19 protein-coding genes are annotated in these 18,504 nt (G+C 72.9%); 13 read left to right on the forward strand and 6 right to left on the reverse strand.

The window, feature by feature from the left end; genetic code table 11:
* The first annotated feature begins 35 nt into the window (after positions 1-35).
* Entirely contained in the window at positions 36-323 is a 288-nt protein-coding gene (locus tag E6U81_RS27860; protein ID WP_240804050.1) for a hypothetical protein, read from the forward strand.
* An 18-nt stretch (positions 324-341) separates the two neighbouring features.
* Here E6U81_RS27860 and E6U81_RS27865 read toward each other — a convergent pair whose 3' ends face one another.
* From E6U81_RS27865 to E6U81_RS27880, 4 genes are all read right to left on the reverse strand, one after another.
* Complete coding sequence (locus tag E6U81_RS27865) at positions 342-1,151, reverse strand: hypothetical protein (protein WP_168714757.1); 810 nt, start codon at positions 1,149-1,151, stop codon at positions 342-344.
* 120 nt (positions 1,152-1,271) lie between these two features.
* Positions 1,272-1,979, reverse strand: a complete 708-nt coding sequence (locus tag E6U81_RS27870; RefSeq protein WP_136232823.1) for a gamma-glutamyl-gamma-aminobutyrate hydrolase family protein — start codon at positions 1,977-1,979, stop codon at positions 1,272-1,274.
* Positions 1,980-2,023: 44 nt separating this feature from the next.
* Entirely contained in the window at positions 2,024-3,406 is a 1,383-nt protein-coding gene (gene eat / locus E6U81_RS27875; protein WP_240804053.1) for an ethanolamine permease, read from the reverse strand.
* Between the two features lie 231 nt (positions 3,407-3,637).
* On the reverse strand, positions 3,638-4,384 hold the full coding sequence (locus E6U81_RS27880) for an FCD domain-containing protein (protein ID WP_136232824.1): 747 nt from the start codon (positions 4,382-4,384) through the stop codon (positions 3,638-3,640).
* Positions 4,385-4,461: 77 nt separating this feature from the next.
* Between E6U81_RS27880 and E6U81_RS27885 the strand changes: the two genes are divergently transcribed.
* The 4 genes from E6U81_RS27885 to E6U81_RS27900 all read left to right on the forward strand — a co-directional run bounded on the left by E6U81_RS27885 (position 4,462) and on the right by E6U81_RS27900 (position 9,451).
* Positions 4,462-5,832, forward strand: a complete 1,371-nt coding sequence (locus tag E6U81_RS27885; protein WP_136232825.1) for a glutamine synthetase family protein — start codon at positions 4,462-4,464, stop codon at positions 5,830-5,832.
* 70 nt (positions 5,833-5,902) lie between these two features.
* The gene (locus E6U81_RS27890; RefSeq protein WP_240804051.1) at positions 5,903-7,249 is read left to right on the forward strand and encodes an aldehyde dehydrogenase family protein; all 1,347 of its coding nucleotides are present in this window, start codon (positions 5,903-5,905) and stop codon (positions 7,247-7,249) included.
* A 3-nt stretch (positions 7,250-7,252) separates the two neighbouring features.
* Complete coding sequence (locus tag E6U81_RS27895) at positions 7,253-8,044, forward strand: 3-oxoacyl-ACP reductase (RefSeq protein ID WP_136232826.1); 792 nt, start codon at positions 7,253-7,255, stop codon at positions 8,042-8,044.
* A gap of 111 nt (positions 8,045-8,155) precedes the next feature.
* Positions 8,156-9,451: a haloacid dehalogenase-like hydrolase gene (locus tag E6U81_RS27900; RefSeq protein ID WP_136232827.1), complete on the forward strand. Its 1,296-nt coding sequence runs from the start codon at positions 8,156-8,158 to the stop codon at positions 9,449-9,451.
* 6 nt (positions 9,452-9,457) lie between these two features.
* Here E6U81_RS27900 and E6U81_RS27905 read toward each other — a convergent pair whose 3' ends face one another.
* Positions 9,458-10,660 (reverse strand): alanine racemase, encoded by a 1,203-nt coding sequence (locus E6U81_RS27905; RefSeq protein ID WP_136232828.1) that lies wholly within the window; start codon positions 10,658-10,660, stop codon positions 9,458-9,460.
* A gap of 299 nt (positions 10,661-10,959) precedes the next feature.
* Between E6U81_RS27905 and E6U81_RS27910 the strand changes: the two genes are divergently transcribed.
* From E6U81_RS27910 to E6U81_RS27920, 3 genes are read left to right on the forward strand one after another with little or no spacing between them, the layout of a single operon-like run.
* Complete coding sequence (locus E6U81_RS27910) at positions 10,960-11,769, forward strand: hypothetical protein (protein WP_136232829.1); 810 nt, start codon at positions 10,960-10,962, stop codon at positions 11,767-11,769.
* Positions 11,766-12,986, forward strand: a complete 1,221-nt coding sequence (mycP, locus tag E6U81_RS27915) for a type VII secretion-associated serine protease mycosin (RefSeq protein WP_136232830.1) — start codon at positions 11,766-11,768, stop codon at positions 12,984-12,986. The genes E6U81_RS27910 and mycP overlap by 4 nt, the downstream gene beginning before the upstream one ends.
* Positions 12,987-13,007: 21 nt before the next feature.
* Positions 13,008-13,748 (forward strand): SseB family protein, encoded by a 741-nt coding sequence (locus E6U81_RS27920; RefSeq protein ID WP_136232831.1) that lies wholly within the window; start codon positions 13,008-13,010, stop codon positions 13,746-13,748.
* 98 nt (positions 13,749-13,846) lie between these two features.
* Here the strand turns inward: E6U81_RS27920 and E6U81_RS27925 are convergent, their stop codons facing one another.
* Positions 13,847-14,230, reverse strand: a complete 384-nt coding sequence (locus E6U81_RS27925) for a DUF1844 domain-containing protein (RefSeq protein ID WP_136232832.1) — start codon at positions 14,228-14,230, stop codon at positions 13,847-13,849.
* Positions 14,231-14,555: 325 nt separating this feature from the next.
* Here E6U81_RS27925 and infC point away from each other — a divergent pair, with 325 nt between their 5' ends.
* The 5 genes from infC to E6U81_RS27955 all read left to right on the forward strand — a co-directional run bounded on the left by infC (position 14,556) and on the right by E6U81_RS27955 (position 18,375).
* A complete protein-coding gene (gene infC, locus E6U81_RS27935) occupies positions 14,556-15,269 on the forward strand; it encodes a translation initiation factor IF-3 (RefSeq protein WP_136232833.1) in 714 nt (237 codons plus the stop codon).
* 104 nt (positions 15,270-15,373) lie between these two features.
* Positions 15,374-15,568, forward strand: a complete 195-nt coding sequence (gene rpmI, locus E6U81_RS27940; protein ID WP_030012385.1) for a 50S ribosomal protein L35 — start codon at positions 15,374-15,376, stop codon at positions 15,566-15,568.
* A 106-nt stretch (positions 15,569-15,674) separates the two neighbouring features.
* Complete coding sequence (gene rplT / locus E6U81_RS27945) at positions 15,675-16,061, forward strand: 50S ribosomal protein L20 (protein ID WP_007263143.1); 387 nt, start codon at positions 15,675-15,677, stop codon at positions 16,059-16,061.
* Between the two features lie 147 nt (positions 16,062-16,208).
* Entirely contained in the window at positions 16,209-17,069 is an 861-nt protein-coding gene (locus E6U81_RS27950) for an RNA methyltransferase (RefSeq protein WP_136232877.1), read from the forward strand.
* A 55-nt stretch (positions 17,070-17,124) separates the two neighbouring features.
* Positions 17,125-18,375 (forward strand): ATP-binding protein, encoded by a 1,251-nt coding sequence (locus tag E6U81_RS27955; protein WP_136232834.1) that lies wholly within the window; start codon positions 17,125-17,127, stop codon positions 18,373-18,375.
* The last annotated feature ends 129 nt before the right edge of the window (positions 18,376-18,504 follow it).

The raw sequence follows: 18,504 nt of genomic DNA on the forward strand, positions 1-18,504 counted from the left end.
GGCAGGGCGCCCCGTCACCGTGATCCGCGGAACACGTGGGATGCGGGTGCAGGCCCGTTAGGGCGAGGCGGATCGATTCGGCACGGGCGGCCCTCCTGCTCACCGTCCCGGCCTCGGCCGCCGCGGGTGAGTTCCAGTACACCGTCACCGGCCTCGACGGCCGCCCGCTGCGGGTGGTGCTCGAAGACCCGCAGAGCGAGGGGTGCATCACCCTGGCGGAGGTCGCAGGCCCCGGCTGCGAGGGCGACCACTTCACTCTCCGGCCGCTCACCGGCTACGGCTCGGAGCGGCTGGGGCTCCGGTCGGTCGCCTTCAGCCGCTGACGGGACGGGAGTCCGCCGTCAGGCGGGCTCCTCGTCGGCCCGAGACCGGAGGGTCTTCGTCAGCAGGGAGCCCGCGACAATCAGGGCGACGCCCAGCCACCACATGTTGTCGAAGATCAGGACGGCGATGCCGACCGGTACGAGCGTGCCCGCCAGCGGCACCAGGAAGCCCGCCCACGGCGTCGGCTCGGGCGGCAGGCCGGAGGCCTCGCGGACCGCCCGGGCCCGCGCGACGTCCGGGTACCAGACGGTGAACTTCACGGCGGCCACGATCGCCAGGATCTGGACGATCCAGCCGGTCCACATGTTGTTCGGGTTGTGCAGGACCAGGTCTCCGTACGCCCCTGCGGCCGCCGCGATCAGGAAGGCGATGCCCCACGCTCCCGTGATCATGTAGTTGGTCCGCAGGAAGCCGCGGGTGTGCCAGAGCGACGGATCGACCTGCTCGCGGGCGTACTGGAGGGTGAAGGGCGTCCGGACCGCCATCGAGCCGAAGGCGATCACTGCCAGCGCGATGTTGGCGACTTCGCCCGCGTACGTCTCCAGCCAGTTCAGGGTGCCCTCGCTCGCCAGGGCTCCGATCACGGCCATGGTGGCGAAGAAGGTGATGTCGGCCAGTTCCAGCAGCTTCCAGGAGGTGCCGCGGTTGACCAGGTGGGTCAGCGCGGTCAGGGCGACCGACACGGCCAGCGCCAGTCCGACCGCGAACTCGAACCGTCCCGGGCCGACCAGCAGGGAGAAGATGATCCAGGGCGCCATGCCCACGACCGGGTTGTCCAGGAACCCGGCCACCGGGTTGGCGGCCCTGCCGTGTGCCTGTGTGCTCACCTTTCCAGCCTGCACGTCACCCCGCCGCAGGGCCATTCGTGCGGCGGGGTGGGACGCGGTGGAGCCGGGCGCGGGGCTCCGACACCGGGGAAGGGTGGGAGCCCCGCGCCCGGCGGTCGGTCAGGCCACCGGCACGGCGCTGCGCGCCGAGGCCGCCTCGATCAGCGACGCCATCACCCGGGTGTCCTTGTCGCGCTCCGGGTGCCACTGGACGCCCAGCACCCAGCGCGCCGGATCGGGCAGCTCGATCGCCTCCACCGTGCCGTCGAGCGCGTGCGCCGAGACGACCAGGCCGCGGCCCAGGCGCTCGACCGCCTGGTGGTGGTAGGTCGGGACCTGCGCCTCCTCCGGGACCAGGTCCGCGTACCGGGTGCCCGGGACCGGGCGGACCGGGTGCCAGGACATGACGCCCGGGGTGTCGACGTGGCCGTCGATGTGCTGGACCAGCGTGCCGCCCAGGGCCACGTTCAGCGCCTGCATCCCGCGGCAGATGCCGAGGACGGGGACGTCCGCCTCCAGGGCCGCGTTGATCAGGGCCAGCTCCCAGTGGTCGCGGACCGTGGCGGGGGCGCCCGTACGGGGGTCGCGCGCGGCACCGTAGTGGACCGGGTCCAGGTCCGGGCCGCCCGCGACGACCAGGCCGTCCACCCGGCTCAACACCTCCGCCGCACAACCGGGTTCGTCCGGGGGCAGCAGGACGGCCGCGCCGCCGGCCGCCCGGACGAGTTCGTGGTACCCGGTCGGTACGAGGGACGTCGGGAGGTCCCAGACCCCGTAGCGGGTGGATTCCTCGACGTAGGTGGTGATGCCGATGAGCGGCCTGGGCACGTTCAAAACCTCCGGAAGCAACGGGGACGGACGATGACAGGGTTTCAGTCGCGGGCCAGTTCCGCCTCGGCTTCGGCGAGGGCCGCGAACTCCTCCTCGGGGGCCGACGCCACGAGGCGGTGGCGACTGTAGAAGGCGAAGTAGGCCAGGGCGACGGCGTACACGGCCAGTGCGATGAATGCCGCGTCCTTGTCCACCAGGAAGGTGGCGACGAGGGCCGACAGGGCGAGTACGAAGGCCACCGAGGAGGTCAGGATGCCGCCCGGGGTGCGGTACGGGCGCTCCAGCTGCGGCTCCCGGCGGCGCAGCACGATGTGCGAGAGCGCCATCAGGGCGTAGGAGATGGTGGCGCCGAAGACCGCGATGTTGAGCATGCGGGCGCCGTTGCCGGTGGACGCGGCCAGGGCGAAGCCGATCGCTCCGGGGATGATCAGGCCCAGGTACGGGGCCTTGCGCTTCGAGGTGAGGGAGAGGAAGCGGGGCAGGTAGCCGGCGCGCGAGAGGGCGAAGAGCTGGCGGGAGCCCGCGTAGATCAGGGAGAAGAAGGAGGCCACCAGGCCCGCCAGCCCGGCGTAGTTCACGAACCGGCTCAGCGCGGTCGGGCCGCCGTCCCCCTCCAGGGCGACGACCAGCGGGTTGCCGGCCGTCTTGACGGCGTCGGCGCCCTGCGCGCCGGTCGCCGCGAAGAAGGTGATCAGGGCCAGCAGGGCGAGGATGCCCATGGAGATGGACAGTGCCTTCGGCATGGAGCGGACCGGGTCCTTCGCCTCCTCGGCCGCCAGCGGCACGCCCTCCACGCCGAGGAAGAACCACATGCCGAAGGGGAACGCGGCCCAGATGCCGAGGACGCCGAGCGGCAGCCAGGAGTTCGAGCCGAAGGCGCTCGGGTCGACCGGGATGTCGTTGAGGCCGTCGGCGCTGAACTCGGTGAACGCGCCCACCGCGAAGATCAGCAGGGCGGCGACGGCGACGGCGGTCACGACGAGGCTGAAGCGCAGCGCCTCGCCGACGCCCCACAGGTGCACGCCGATGAAGATCACGAAGCAGCCGAGGTAGATGGGCCAGCTGGAGGTGAGGCCGAAGAGGCCGAGGGACTCCACGTAGTCGCCGATGAAGATGACGATCGCCGCCGGGGCCAGGATGTACTCGATGAGGATGGCGGTGCCGGTCAGGAAGCCGCCCCAGGGGCCCAGCGCGCGGCGGGCGAAGCCGTAGCCGCCGCCCGCGGTCGGCAGGATGGTGGACAGCTCCGCGAGGGAGAAGACCAGGCAGGCGTACATGGCGCCCATCAGGACGGTGGCGATGGCGAGACCGCCGAAGCCGCCCTTGTCGAGGCCGACGTTCCAGCCGGAGAAGTCCCCGGAGACGACGTAGGCGACGCCGAGCCCGGTCAGGAGCAGCCAGCCGGCGCTGCCGCGGCGCAGCATGCGGCGCTCCAGGTAGTCGTCCGGGCCGTCGCCCCCGGCGGGTGACGTGGTGGGTGCGGGCACGGCTGCCAGCCGTGCCTCGATGTCGTCGGCCATCGTGCGCTCCTGCCTCAGGGCAATGGTTGTGGGGCGTACCTTTGTCCTAGTGGAGCGGAGCGCGCAAGACCTCTGCGTAAAACAGAAGTTACGAAAACCTCTCGGACGCCCTGCGAACCCTCCTTCCCGGCCGGCTCAGGCGAGGAACCCCCGCAGCAGCGCCGCCGTGCCGCAGCAGTGCTCGCGCATGGTCTCGCGGGCCCCCGCCGCGTCGCCCTCCAGTACCGACTCCACCAGCGCGCTGTGCTGCTGCTGGGAGTGCTCCAGGTTGCGGACCAGCAGCGGGATGCAGTCGAGCAGGTCGTTGACCGTGGCCCGGACGGCCGCGTACTGGGCCGTCAGGGTGGCGGACCCGGCGAGCTCGCACAGGGTGAGGTGGAAGAGCGTGTCCTGGCGGCGGTAGTCGGCGAGCGGGGCGTCGTGGGTGGCCCCGAGCGCGGCGAGCAGCCGCTCGGCGCCCTCCTCGGTGAGCCCCTGGGAGGCGCACAGCCCGGCCGCGCCCACCTCCAGGACCTCGCGGAAGCGCAGTGCGTCCTCGATGTCCACGCCCGCCACCCGTCTGCGCAGCTCCTCCTCGGTGCCGCCGGCCGGGGTGTCGGGGCGGGGCAGCACGAACGTCCCGCCGTACCGGCCGCGCCGCGCCTCCACCAGGCCCTGGTCCTGCAGTACCTTCAGGACTTCGCGCAGGGTGACCCGGCTGATCCCCATCCGCTCCGCCAACTCGCGCTCGGGTGGCAGCCTTTCGCCGCCGGGCACCAGGCCCAGGCGGACCACCTGGAGGATCTGCTCCAGCGCCTCCTCGAACCCGTTGCCCGCCCGCACCTGGCGCAGCACCGGGTTCAGGCGCCGGGCGGCGTCGCCTTCGCTCGCCGTATCGGTCATCTCGACTCCTCCCCTTCCCAAGCAATGGTTCTATTCAATACCTTAGGGCTCCTCGGCTCACCGAAGGAGAGATTCCCGTGGTAGACCGCAAGCCGCCGCTCGCGCCCGAGGAGCTCCGCGCCCTCGTCGCCAGCGGTGAGATCGACACAGTCGTCCTGGCCTTCCCCGACATGCAGGGGCGGCTCCAGGGCAAGCGGTTCGCCGCACAGTTCTTCCTGGACGAGGTCCTCGCGCACGGCACCGAGGGCTGCAACTACCTCCTGGCCGTCGACACCGACATGAACACCGTCGACGGCTACGAGATGTCCTCCTGGGACCGGGGCTACGGCGACTTCGCCATGCACCCCGACCTCGCCACCCTGCGCCGCATCCCCTGGAACCCCGGCAGCGCCTTCATCCTGGCCGACCTGGCCTGGAACGACGGTACGCCCGTCGTGGCCGCACCCCGGCAGATCCTGCGCCGCCAGCTGGAACGCCTCGCCGAGCACGGCTACACCGCGATGGTCGGCACCGAGCTGGAGTTCATGGTCTTCCAGGACACCTACGAGCAGGCCTGGAACGCCAACTACCGCGGCCTGACCCCCGCCAACCAGTACAACATCGACTACTCGGTCCTCGGGACCGGCCGCGTCGAGCCCCTGCTGCGCCGGATCCGCAACGAGATGCAGGCCGCGGGCCTGGTCGTCGAGTCGGCCAAGGGCGAGTGCAACCTCGGCCAGCACGAGATCGCCTTCCGCTACGACGAGGCGCTCACCACCTGCGACCAGCACTCCGTCTACAAGACCGGCGCCAAGGAGATCGCCGCCCAGGAAGGTGTCTCGCTCACCTTCATGGCCAAGTACGACGAGCGCGAGGGCAACTCCTGTCACATCCACCTCTCGCTCACCGACGCCGACGGACGCAACGCGATGGCCGGAGACGGCCACGAGGAACACGGCATGTCCCCCGTGATGCGCCACTTCCTGGCCGGCCAGCTGGCCGCGCTGCGCGACTTCTCCCTTCTCTACGCCCCGAACATCAACTCGTACAAGCGTTTCCGGCCGGGATCCTTCGCACCGACCGCCGTCGCCTGGGGCCTCGACAACCGCACCTGCGCCCTGCGCGTCGTCGGCCACGGCCGCTCCATGCGCTTCGAGAACCGCCTCCCCGGCGGCGACGTCAACCCCTACCTCGCCGTCGCCGGCCTGGTCGCGGCCGGGCTCTACGGCATCGAGAACCGCCTGGAGCTGCCGCCGATCTGCACCGGCAACGCCTACACCGGCGACTACGCACACGTACCCGCCACCCTGCGCGAGGCCGCCGAACTCTGGGAGAACAGCGAGATCGCCAAGGCCGCCTTCGGCCCCGAGGTCGTCGCCCACTACCGCAACATGGCCCGCGTGGAACTCGACGCCTACGACTCCGCGGTGACCGACTGGGAGCTGCGCCGCTCCTTCGAACGCCTGTAGCCACCGCACGCCACCGAACGAAACTGTGAGGCACCACGTGTCCGACGCGCTGGCCCCTTCTCATCTGAGAGTGTTGAATCCGGCCACCGAGGAAACCGTCGCCGTCGTCCCGGCCGCCACACGGGACGACGTCGACGCCGCCGTCGCCCGGGCCGCCGCTGCCCAGCGCGCCTGGGCGGCGGCCGCCCCCGCCGACCGCGCCCGCCTGCTGCGGCGCTTCGCCGCCGTCGTCGACGGGCACATCGAGGAACTGGCACAGCTGGAGGTCCGCGAAGCCGGCCACACCATCGGCAACGCCCGCTGGGAAGCCGGCAACGTACGCGACCTCCTCGATTTCGCCGCCGGGGGAGTGGAACGGCTCTCCGGCCGCCAGATCCCCGTCGCCGGCGGCATCGACGTCACCTTCCTCGAACCCCTCGGCGTCATCGGCGTGATCGCCCCCTGGAACTTCCCCATGCCGATCGCCGCCTGGGGCCTGGCCCCGGCCCTCGCCGCCGGCAACGCCGTCATCCTCAAGCCCGCCGAAACCACCCCGCTGACCGCACTGCGCCTCGCCGAACTCGCCCTCGAAGCCGGGATCCCCGAACACCTCTTCCAGGTGCTCCCCGGCCGCGGGGACACCGCGGGCGACGCCCTCGTCGAACACCCCGACGTCGCGAAGATCGTCTTCACCGGCTCCACGCGCGTCGGCAAGCAGATCATGGCCAAGTGCTCCGACCGGGTGAAGCGCGTCACCCTCGAACTCGGCGGCAAGAGCCCCAATATCGTCTTCGCCGACGCCGACCTGGAAGCGGCGGCGGCCGCAGCCCCCATGTCCTTCCTCGACAACACCGGCCAGGACTGCTGCGCCCGCACCCGCATCCTCGTCCAGCGCTCCGTGTACGACCGCTTCCTCGACCTCGTCGCCCCCGGCATCGCCGCCGTCGCCGTCGGCGACCCGCTCGACGAGAAGACCCAGATGGGCCCGCTGATCTCACGGACCCAGCTGGACCGCGTACGGTCCTTCGTCACCGACGACCTCACCGCGATCCGCGGCACCGCCCCCGAGGGCCCCGGCTTCTGGTACCCGCCCACCCTCGTCACGGACGTCGCCCCCACCGCGCCCGTCGCCGCCGAGGAGGTCTTCGGCCCCGTCGCCGTCCTCCTGCCCTTCGAGGACGAGGAGGACGCCGTACGCCTGGCCAACGCCACCGAATACGGCCTCTCCGGCTCCCTCTGGACCCGCGACATCGGCCGCGCGCTGCGCGTCTCGCGCGCCGTCGCCGCCGGCAACCTGTCCGTCAACTCCCACAGCAGCGTCCGCTACTGGACCCCCTTCGGCGGCTACAAGCAGTCCGGACTCGGCCGCGAGCTCGGACCCGACGCCCTCACCGCTTTCACCGAGACCAAGAACGTCTTCATCAGCACGGAGGCCTGACCCATGTCCGTAGAGCCCACCGAGATCATCTGCCGCCGCCTCGTCGGCCGCACCGCCGTCATCACGGGTGCCGGCAGCGGCATCGGCCTCGCCACCGCCCGCCGACTGGCCTCCGAAGGGGCCAACATCGTCTGCGCCGACATCGACGAGACGGCCGGCAAGGCCGCCGCCGAGGAGGTCGGAGGCCTCTTCGTGAAGGTCGACGTCACCGACAAGGAGGACGTCGACGCCCTCTTCAAGACCGCCTTCGACACCTACGGCTCCGTCGACATCGCCTTCAACAACGCGGGCATCTCGCCGCCGGACGACGACTCCATCCTCACCACCGAGCTCGACGCCTGGCGCCGGGTCCAGGACGTCAACCTCACCTCCGTCTACCTCTGCTGCAAGGCCGCCCTGCCCTACATGCAGCGCCAGGGCCGCGGCTCCATCATCAACACCGCGTCCTTCGTCGCGATCATGGGCGCGGCCACCTCCCAGATCTCCTACACCGCCTCCAAGGGCGGCGTCCTCGCCATGTCCCGCGAACTCGGCGTCCAGTTCGCCCGCGAGGGCATCCGCGTCAACGCCCTGTGCCCCGGGCCCGTCAACACCCCTCTGCTCCAGGAACTGTTCGCCAAGGACCCCGAGCGCGCCGCCCGCCGGCTGGTGCACATCCCGCTGGGCCGGTTCGCCGAGCCCACCGAGATCGCCGCCGCCGTCGCCTTCCTCGCCAGCGACGACTCCTCCTTCATCAACGCCACCGACTTCCTCGTCGACGGCGGCATCTCCGGCGCGTACGTCACCCCCCTGTAGACGCACACCCCGCCACCCCCGCACCACCCACCCGACAGCCGGGCGTCGCACGACGCCCGGCTGTCGTGCTCCACCGCCCGTGACGCCTTCACCGCCAAGGAGTGTTCACCCATGTCCCCACGCACCACCACCCGGCGCCTCCAGGCGCTCGCCGCCGCCGCGATCACCGTGGCGGCCCTCGTCGCCGTCGCCCCCTCCGCCGAGGCCGCCCACCCCGGAGCGCCCTGCACCACCCCGCAGCTGAAGCCCGGCTGGCACGGCGACAACCAGGCGCGACTCCAGCAGCTCATCGACCGCCACGGCCGCTGCAACCCGTACCGGGCCGAGCGGGCCGCGCCCGTCGCCGTCTTCGACTGGGACAACACCGTCGTCAAGAACGACGTCGGCGACGCCACCATGTTCTGGCTGCTCCGCAACTCCAGGATCCGCCAGCCCGCCCGCGGCGACTGGAACACCACCAGCCGCTTCCTCACCCCCGCCGCCGGCCGGGCCCTCGGCGACGCCTGCGGCGCCCTCGCCCGCCCCGGCACCCCGCTGCCCACCGGGACCCCCGCCGGAGCCGGCTGCGCGGACGAGATCAACGCGGTCTACGGCACCGCCGCGACCCGCACCGGAGCCGCCGCCTTCGCCGGCTGGGACCGCCGCACCATGGAACCCGGGTACGCCTGGCTTCCCCAGCTGATGCAGGGCTGGACCGCCCGCGAGATCCGCGGCTTCGCCGCCGCCGCCCGCACCGAGAACCTCGCCGCGCCCGTCGGCGCCACCCAGCAGGTAGGCACCGGCCGCGCCACCGGCTGGGTGCGCTACTACGACCAGCAGAAGGACCTGATCAAGAGCCTCCGGAAAGCCGGCTTCGACGTCTGGATCAGCTCGGCCTCCCCGCAGCCGGTCGTCGAGGTCTGGGCCGAGGGCGTCGGCATCGGCGCGGACCACGTCATCGGCATCCGCAACACCACGACCCGCGGCGGGGCGTACACCACCCGCCTCCAGGGCTGCGGATCCGTCCGGGACGGCGCCGACACGATGATCACGTACATCGACGGAAAGCGCTGCTGGATCAACCAGGAGATCTTCGGGGTGCGCGGCCCCGCCGCCGAGAAGGTCCAGCCGGCCGCCCGCCGCCAGGTGTTCGCGGCGGGCGACTCCGACACCGACATCTCGTTCCTGCGGGACGCGACCGCCCTGCGGCTCGCGGTGAACCGGAACAAGAACGAGCTGATGTGCCGGGCCTACGACAACAGCGACGGCAAGTGGATCGTCAACCCGATGTTCATCGAGCCGAAGCAGCGGAGGACCAGCCCCTACCCCTGCTCCACCACGGGCTACGTCGACCACGACGGCACCCCCGGACCGGTCCGCCGCGGCGACACCAGCGTCGTCCCCGACCAGGCGGACACGGTGTTCTAGGGGCCGTCACAGGAAGGTGCGGCCCTCGCCCCGGTAGGTCGGCACGCTGTCCGTGACCCGGTCGCCCTCGACGAGGTGCAAGGTGTCGAACCGCTCGCACAGCTCGCCCGCCTTGGCATGGCGGAACCAGACCCGGTCGCCGATCAGCAGATCGTCGGCCGGGCTCCCCAGCAGCGGCGTCTGGACCTCGCCCGCTCCCTCCTGCGGGTCGTAGCGCAGCCCCTGCGGCAGGTGCGGGACCGGCAGCCGGTCCGGGCCGGCCGCACCGGACGCCGGATAGCCGCCGCCGAGCACCGTCACCACCCCCACACCGGGCCGGCGCACCACCGGCTGCGCGAACAGCGCCGCCGGACGCCCGCTGAACGAGGTGTAGTTGTCGAAGAGCCGCGGCACGTACAGCCCCGACCCGGCGGCGATCTCCGTCACCGCGTCCTCGGCCGCGGTCTGCTGCACGCTGCCCGTACCGCCGCCGTTGACGAACTCCAGGGCCGGTACGACCTCCCGTACGGCCGCCACCACCTCGGCCCGCCGCGCCGCCAGCTCCCTGCGGGCCGCGCCCTGCATCAGCCGGATCGCCCTGGACCGCAGCGGGCGCCCCGCCAGCGCGTCCCCGACCCCGGCCACGTGGCCCTCGTACGCCATCAGCCCCACCACCCGGAACCCGGGCCGCGCGGCGACCGCGCGGGCCAGCGCGGCCAGCTCGGCCGGCTCGCGCAGCGGGGAGCGGCGCGCGCCGACACGGATCCGGCCGCCCAGCAGCTGCAGGGCGGTGTCCAGCTCCAGGCACACCCGGATCTCCTCGGCCCCGCCGTCGCGGGCCGCGTCGATCAGCTCCAGCTGCGCGGGATCGTCCACCATCACGGTCACGGCGGCGGCCAGCTTGGCGTCGTCGGCCAGCTCGCCGAAACCGGCCCGGTCCGCGGAGGGATAGGCGAGGAGCACGTCCTCGAACCCGGAGCGGGCCAGCCAGAGCGACTCGGCGAGGGTGTACGACATGATCCCGGCGAACCCGGGCCGGGCCAGCACCCGTTCGAGGAGGGCGCGGCACCGGACCGACTTGCTCGCGACCCGGACCGGCTTGCCGCCGGCCCGGCGCACGAGATCATCGGCGTTGGCGTCGAAGGCCTCGAGATCCACGATGGCCAGCGGCGCGTCCAGGTGCGCGGTCGCCCGGTCGTACCGGGCGCGGTCGGCGGCGGGGGAGTTCATGGGCGGCAGCTTGCCAGAGGTCTGTACCGGTGGGTAGGGGCCCGCGCCCCCATCCCCCGGGGCTCCGCCCCGCACCCCGCGCCTCGAACGCCGGCGAGGCTGAAGGCGGCCGGCCCGGCCGAGGAGGACCCGCAGCGGACACGGAAGGAACCGCACGGGGCGAGAAGGCGGGACCCCCGCCCCGGCTCCGGATCCCGCCCGCCCGGCCCGGGCCAAGGGCACCGGCCCGATCGGGCCTCGCCGTGAACCCCGTAGAGTACGGACAGGCAGCCGTACGGAACGGGGGGCGGAGCCGCCGGATGACCACGACGACACCGCGGACCACGATCCCGGGCGAGCCCGACCCCTGGTCCCCGCCGCCCCAGCCCGCCCACGCCCCACCGCGCCGCCACCCCGGCCGCGTCGCGGCCGCCACCCTCTGCGTCGTCCTCGGCGGCGGCCTCGTCGGCGGAGCCGCCGTCACCACCTGGGCCGAACACCGCGCCGCGAACCGCCCCCTGCCCGCCGACGCCGCCTACCGCAAGGCCGGCTCGCTGTGGCGCTCGGCCCCCGTGGACAGCCTCCTCCCGCCCGTCCTCGCCGGCCCCTCGGCCGGCCCCGGCGGAGCCGACCGCACCTGGACCCGCATCGCGCTCGCCCCCGACGCCGACTGCCCCACCGCCCTCCCGGCCGACTGGCAGGCCGCGGTGGCCGCGACCGGCTGCACCCGTGTACTCCGCGCCACCTACACCGACGCCACCCGCAGCTCCCTGATCGCCGTCGGCATGGTCTTCACCCCCGCCGACGAGCCCACGATGAACGCGCTGGGCGGCCGGCTCACCGCCCCGCCCGCCTACGGGTTCGCCGACAACCAGCGGGCCGCCTGGGCCGCCTCCGTGCGCCCCGAGGCCCCCGCCGTCGTCTACGCCGTCTCCGCCTTCGCCGACGGCCGCCCCCAGGACGCCCCGCGCCCCGCCGAGGACCTCGTCAAGAAGGACGCCACGGGCGCCGCCGCCCAGGCGGGCCTCGGCCACGAGGCCAAGGCGATCGCCGCCCGCCTCGGAGACGGCCTGGCCGCTCTCGCCGCACCCCCCACCACCACCGCGCCGAAGGCCGAGGTCGCCCGATGACCCCCGCCCCCGCCACGGCAACCGCCCCGGCCGCCCTCCGCGGCGCGGCCGTGCTCGCCGCCGCGGCCCTGCTCGCCACGGCCACCGCCGCCCCGGCCGCCGCCGACACCATCCGCGACCGCCAGTGGGGACTCCTGGCCCTGCGCGCCGAGGAGGCCTGGGGCACCACCCGGGGCGACGGCGTGACCGTCGCCGTCCTCGACACCGGCGTCGACGAGTCCCACCCCGACCTGTCCGGCCAGGTCCTCGCCGGCACCGACCTCATCGGCATGGGCGCCGGCCCCGGCGACCGCGCCTGGGCCCGGCACGGGACCGCCATGGCGAGCATCATCGCCGGGCACGGCCACGGCCCCAGCCGCGGCCAGGGCGTCCTCGGCATCGCCCCGCAGGCCCGGATCCTGCCCGTGCGGGTGATCCTCGAAGAGGGCGACCCGGGCCGGGCCAAGGCCCGCGAGAGCAAGGGCGGCGCCCTCGCCGAAGGCATCCGCTGGGCCACGGACCACGGGGCCGACGTGATCAACCTGTCCCTCGGCGACGACAGCGACTCCGCCCACCACGAGGCGGGCGAGGACGAGGCCGTGCAGTACGCCCTCGCCAAGGGCGTGGTCGTCGTCGCCTCCGCGGGCAACGGCGGAGAGTCCGGCGACCGGGTCTCCTACCCGGCCGCCTACCCGGGAGTCATCGCCGTGACGGCGGTCGACCGCCGCGGCCGGAAGGCCAAGTTCTCCACGCGCAACTGGTACGCCACCGTGAGCGCCCCCGGCGTGGACGTGGTCATCGCCGACCCCGACCGCTCCTACTACGAGGGCTGGGGCACCAGCGCCGCGGCGGCCTTCGTCTCCGGGGCGGCCGCCCTCGTCAAGGCCGCGCACCCCGACCTGTCCCCGGCCCAGATCAAGAAGCTGCTGGAGGACACCGCCTCCGACTCCCCGGCCGGCGGCCGCGACGACGCCCGGGGCCATGGAACGGTGGATCCCGCCGCCGCACTCCAGGTCGCGGAGGCGATGCAGCCGGAGGCCGCGGTTCCCGCCCCGGCCCCGGCCGCCGGCCAGTACTTCGGCCCGGGCCCCGAGCCGGTCCGCCCGCCCGAGCGCGGCGCCCGGCTCGGCGCGCCGGCCGCCGCGGTCGCCGGGGCCGTGCTGCTCGTGCTGGCCGCCGTACTGGCCCGGCGCCCGCGACGGGGTCCCCGGGGCGGCCACGCGTACACGGCACAGTAGGGTCGGGTAACTGTGGCGAACATGGCGAACAAGAACATTCCCGACCCGGGCTTCTCCGACGACGACGGCTCCGCCGATCCCGAGCTGACCGCGGCCCTCGCCGCCTGGGCCGAGGACCGCACGCAGGAGCCGAGGGTGCTGGCGGCGCTCAAGGGCGCCCGGCTTCTGGTCCCCGTGGTCGCCGTGCTCGGCGAGGTGGAGACCGATCCGGAGACCGGCCTGAAGCGGGAGAAGACCAGCGACATGGCCGTCCCGACGCTGCGGGCGGGCGACCGGCGGGCGCTGCCCGCCTTCACCTCGATCGCCTCGCTCGCACTCTGGGACCCGGCCGCCCGGCCGGTGGCCGTCCCGTTGCACCAGGCCCTGGCGGCCGCCGCCCACGAGAAGGCCGACACCGTCGTACTGGACCTGGCCGGCCCGGTCGCCTACCAGCTGACCGGCCCCGCGCTGCTCGCGCTCGCCGAGGGCCGCACGGACACCGACCCGCTGGCCGACCCCGCCGTACGGGAGGCCGTACGGGCCGCCGTGTCCGGGGAGCCCGCCGTGCTGCGGGCCCACCTCGGTCCGGGCGGCGCGGACGCCGACGGAACCCTCGCGATCGTGCTGGCCGCCGACGCCCAGGCCCCGGCCGCGGCCCGCCGCGTCGCCGAGGCGCTGGCGGCGGACACGACCCTGCGGGCCCGCCTGGTGCGCGGCCTGAACCTGGCACTGCTGCCGGCGGACGCCCCGGCCCCGCCCGGCGAGCCCCTCTTCACCCGCTGAAGCACGCGCAGTACCACGCGGGTACGACGCAGGAGGGGCGGGCCGTGACATCACGGCCCGCCCCTCCTGCGTCGTACCCGCGTCGTGCTCCCGCCGGATCAGCCGAAGACGGGGCCGGTGAACTTCTCGCCCGGGCCCTGGCCCGGCTCGTCCGGGACGATCGAGGCCTCGCGGAAGGCCAGCTGGAGCGACTTCAGGCCGTCGCGGAGCGGGGCGGCGTGGAAGGAGCTGATCTCGGTGGCGCTCGCGGTGACCAGACCGGCGAGGGCCGTGATCAGCTTGCGGGCCTCGTCGAGGTCCTTGTGCTCGGAGTCCGGCTTGTCCAGGCCCAGGTTGACCGCCGCGGCGCTCAGCAGGTGCACGGCCACCGTGGTGATCACCTCGACGGCGGGCACGTCCGCGATGTCGCGGGTCATGGCGTCGTAGTCGGGGGTGCCGTCGGCAGCGGATTCGGTGGAGGCGGGGGGTGTCGCGTCAGTCATGCGGTCCACGATATGCCGTGCGGCGGGCTTGCAACGCGGGTGCTAGTATGTACATCGACCGGCCGGATGCTGTGGTGTCCGGCCCACAAGTGGAGGCTCCGTTCTCCCACCCGACCACCTTCCGGGGCGGCGGGTCACCGGTCAGGCGGCATCCATCGTTCCGTACGGACGATGGAAAGCCGCCCGAGTCTGCGCCCCGCGTGTTGCATGCGGCGGTGCTCCGGTTGTTTTGGAGCCCCTGCCTGTGCCCGGCGGGGCTTTTTTCATTCTCCCGCTGTGGTCGGTCTGACGGAAATACACGTCAGCGGCTGTCTGCCAGGCAGTCGTGTGGTGCTACCGAGGAGGATCCATCAGCACCGAGCCCCGCATCAACGACCGGATTCGCGTTCCCGAGGTACGACTCGTCGGTCCCAGCGGCGAGCAGGTCGGCATCGTGCCGCTTGCCAAGGCGCTTGAGCTCGCGCAGGAGTACGACCTCGACCTGGTCGAGGTCGCGGCGTCCGCACGCCCGCCGGTCTGCAAGCTCATGGACTACGGCAAGTTCAAGTACGAGTCGGCCATGAAGGCCCGTGAGGCGCGCAAGAACCAGGCGCACACGGTCATCAAGGAAATGAAGCTCCGGCCGAAGATCGACCCGCACGACTATGACACCAAGAAGGGTCACGTCGTTCGGTTCCTCAAGCAGGGCGACAAGGTCAAGATCACGATCATGTTCCGTGGTCGCGAGCAGTCCCGGCCGGAACTCGGCTACCGACTGCTGCAGCGTCTCGCTTCGGACGTCGAGGAGCTCGGCTTCATCGAGTCGAACCCGAAGCAGGACGGCCGAAACATGATCATGGTCCTCGGTCCGCACAAGAAGAAGACCGAGGCGATGGCCGAAGCCCGCGAGGCGCAGGCCGCCCGCAAGGCCGAGCGCCAGGGCACCGCCGCTGCCGACGAGGCGGCTCCTTCCGAGGAGGCCGCTCCGGTCGAGGCGACGGACGCCACGGATGCCGAGGTCACCGAGGCCGACGCCGGTGAGGCGAACGCCGAGGCCTGATTCCGAGGCACCTGTCTCGAATCACCTACACAACATGACGCTCCCACCAGCCGGTCCGGCCCGGACCGGCGAGGGAGCGCCACCGACGAGGAGATAACGGCGCCATGCCGAAGAACAAGACGCACAGCGGTACCAAGAAGCGCTTCAAGGTCACCGGCTCCGGCAAGGTGCTCCGCGAGCGCGCCGGCAAGCGCCACCTGCTCGAGCACAAGTCGTCCCGTGTCACCCGCCGCCTCACCGGCAACGCGGAGATGGCTCCCGGCGACGCCGCGAAGATCAAGAAGCTTCTCGGCATCTGACATCCACCGCTCCCCCGCAGGGAGCGGATGCATGTCGAGACCGGGACCCCATCGAATTTCCGGGTCGTGTGAAGACACCCACGGCCCCGCTACAAGGAGTTAAAAAGTGGCACGCGTCAAGCGGGCAGTAAACGCCCACAAGAAGCGCCGGGCGATCCTCGAGGCGGCCTCCGGCTACCGCGGTCAGCGTTCGCGCCTGTACCGCAAGGCCAAGGAGCAGGTCACCCACTCGCTGGTCTACAACTTCAACGACCGCAAGAAGCGCAAGGGCGACTTCCGTCAGCTGTGGATCCAGCGCATCAACGCCGCTGCCCGCCAGAACGGCATGACGTACAACCGCCTCATCCAGGGTCTGAAGGCCGCCAACATCGAGGTGGACCGCAAGATCCTCGCGGAGCTGGCCGTCAACGACGCCAACGCGTTCGCCGCGCTCGTCGAGGTCGCGCAGAAGGCTCTTCCGGCCGACGTCAACGCCCCCAAGGCCGCCGCGTAAGGCTTGGCCGCCCGCACCGCGGTCGGCACCCTCGGACCCGCAGGCGATGCGCCTGCGGGTCCGAGTGCTTTCCCCGCACCATCGCGCCCGCACCATCGCGCCCCCGCGCCCGCACCCCGAGAGAGAACCGCAGAGACCATGGCTGACCTGGGTCACCCCGCCGAGCTGATCTCCCCCCGATCCCCGCGGGTGGCCGCCGCCAGGCGACTGGCGCGGCGCAACTTCCGCACCAAGGAGCGCCGGTTCATCGCCGAGGGCCCCCAGGCGGTCCGCGAGGCCGTCGAGCACCGAGGCCCCACGGGCGCCTCGACCCTGATCGAGCTGTTCGCCACGGTCGAGGCCGCCGAGCGCTACTCCGAGATCATCGGCGCGGCCCTGGACGCCGGCGCCCGCGTGCACTACGCCTCCGACGAGGTGCTCGCCGAGGTCTCCCAGACCGTCACCCCGCAGGGCCTCGTCGGCGTCTGCCACTTCCTCGACTCGCCCTTCGAGGAGATCCTCAAGGCCGAGCCCAAGCTCGTCGCCGTCCTCGCGCACGTCCGCGACCCCGGCAACGCCGGCACGGTGCTGCGCTGCGCGGACGCCGCCGGTGCCGACGCGGTGGTGCTGACCGATGCCTCCGTGGACCTCTACAACCCCAAGTCCGTACGGGCCTCCGTGGGCTCGCTCTTCCACCTCCCGGTCGCCGTCGGCGTCCCGGTGGAGCAGGCCGTCGAGGGGCTGCGCGCCGCCGGCGTACGGATCCTCGCGGCCGACGGCGCCGGCGAGGACGACCTCGATGCCGAACTGGACGCGGGCACCATGGGCGGCCCCTCTGCCTGGGTGTTCGGCAACGAGGCGTGGGGCCTGCCGGAGGAGACCCGGGCCCTCGCGGACGCCGTCGTGCGGGTCCCGATCCACGGGAAGGCGGAGAGCCTGAACCTTGCGACGGCCGCCGCCGTGTGTCTCTACGCGTCCGCGCGTGCACAGCGGGCGCCCGGAGGGTGCCGCTCCGTGACCCCCAGCTAGTAATGTGGCGGCCCGGGGGCCCACTGCGCTACTCGGAGATGTGGGGTACGGGGACATGACCGTCGGAACGAACAGCTCACCCGGAGCCGCGGACGCGGCCGAGGAGCGGTTCCTGGACGCCCTCGAACCCCCGGCCGCGGCCGCCGACGGGCTGTGCGGCGTACCGCCGCAGGCGGTGGACTCGGGCCGGGCCCGCCCGTCCCGCCCGGCGGTCCCCGCCGCCCGGGAGGCCGCCGAGGCCACCGAGGCCCCCGGCGACCGCCTCGGCTTCGCCGTGGACCCGGACAGCCTGCCCGACGGGCTCGTCGTCGCCGACGACACCGGCCGGGTGGTCTGCTTCAACGCGGCCGCCGCGCGGATCACCGCCCTGGCGCCGGAGCAGGTGCTCGGGGCCCCCATCGACCGGGCCCTGCCGCTGGAGGACCTCGAAGGCCGCCGCTGGTGGGCGCTGACGGACCCGTACGGGGGCCTCGCCACCCGCCGCGGACAGCCCGAGCGGAACCTCCTGCTCCCCGGCGGCCGCGAGGTGCTGGTCTCCGCCAGCTACGTGCGCACCCACCCCACCGGCCCCGTCCGCCGGCTCGTCGTCACCCTGCGGGGCACCGAGGCCCGCCGCCGCACCGAACGCAGCCACGCCGAGCTGATCGCCACGGTCGCCCACGAGCTGCGCTCCCCCCTGACCTCCGTCAAGGGGTTCACCGCGACCCTGCTCGCCAAGTGGGAGCGGTTCACCGACGACCAGAAGCGGCTCATGCTGGAGACCGTCGACGCCGACGCCAACCGCGTCACCCGCCTGATCACCGAGCTCCTCGACATCTCGCGCATCGACTCCGGCCGCCTGGAGGTGCGCCGCCAGCCGGTCGACATCGCCACCGCGGTGGGCCGCCACGTACAGGCGCTCACCGCGAACGGCCAGGCCCCCGAGCGCTTCCTCGTCAGCGTCAGCCGCCCGCTCCCCGATCTGTGGGCCGATCCCGACAAGATCGACCAGATCCTGGGCAACCTCCTCGAAAATGCGGTGCGCCACGGCGAAGGAACGGTCACCATCGGGGTATCGCCGCATGAGAAGGGAACCGCCGTCACCGTGTCCGACGAAGGCCCCGGGATCCCCGAGGAGTCGATGGCCCGCGTCTTCACCCGCTTCTGGCGGGGGAGCAAGCGCGGCGGCACCGGCCTGGGCCTGTACATCGTCAAGGGCATCGTGGAGGCGCACGGCGGCACCATCACGGTCGGCCGCGGCCCCGGCGGCGGCGCCGAGTTCCGATTTATCCTGCCCGTGAGCGCCCCCGCGTACCTCACGCAGTAGTCCTGCGGAGCGTCCCGGCAGGCGGCCCACGGGCTCCTCAACCCCCAGCGACCTTTAGACTCGTCCTTTGGCACCTTTGTGTCCTTGTGCCGAGCGCGTCCTGCGCGTCGCGCGGGGGACCCAACCAGC

Source organism: Streptomyces sp. A0592 (assembly GCF_004795115.1).
GTDB classification, from domain to species: domain Bacteria; phylum Actinomycetota; class Actinomycetes; order Streptomycetales; family Streptomycetaceae; genus Streptomyces; species Streptomyces erythrochromogenes.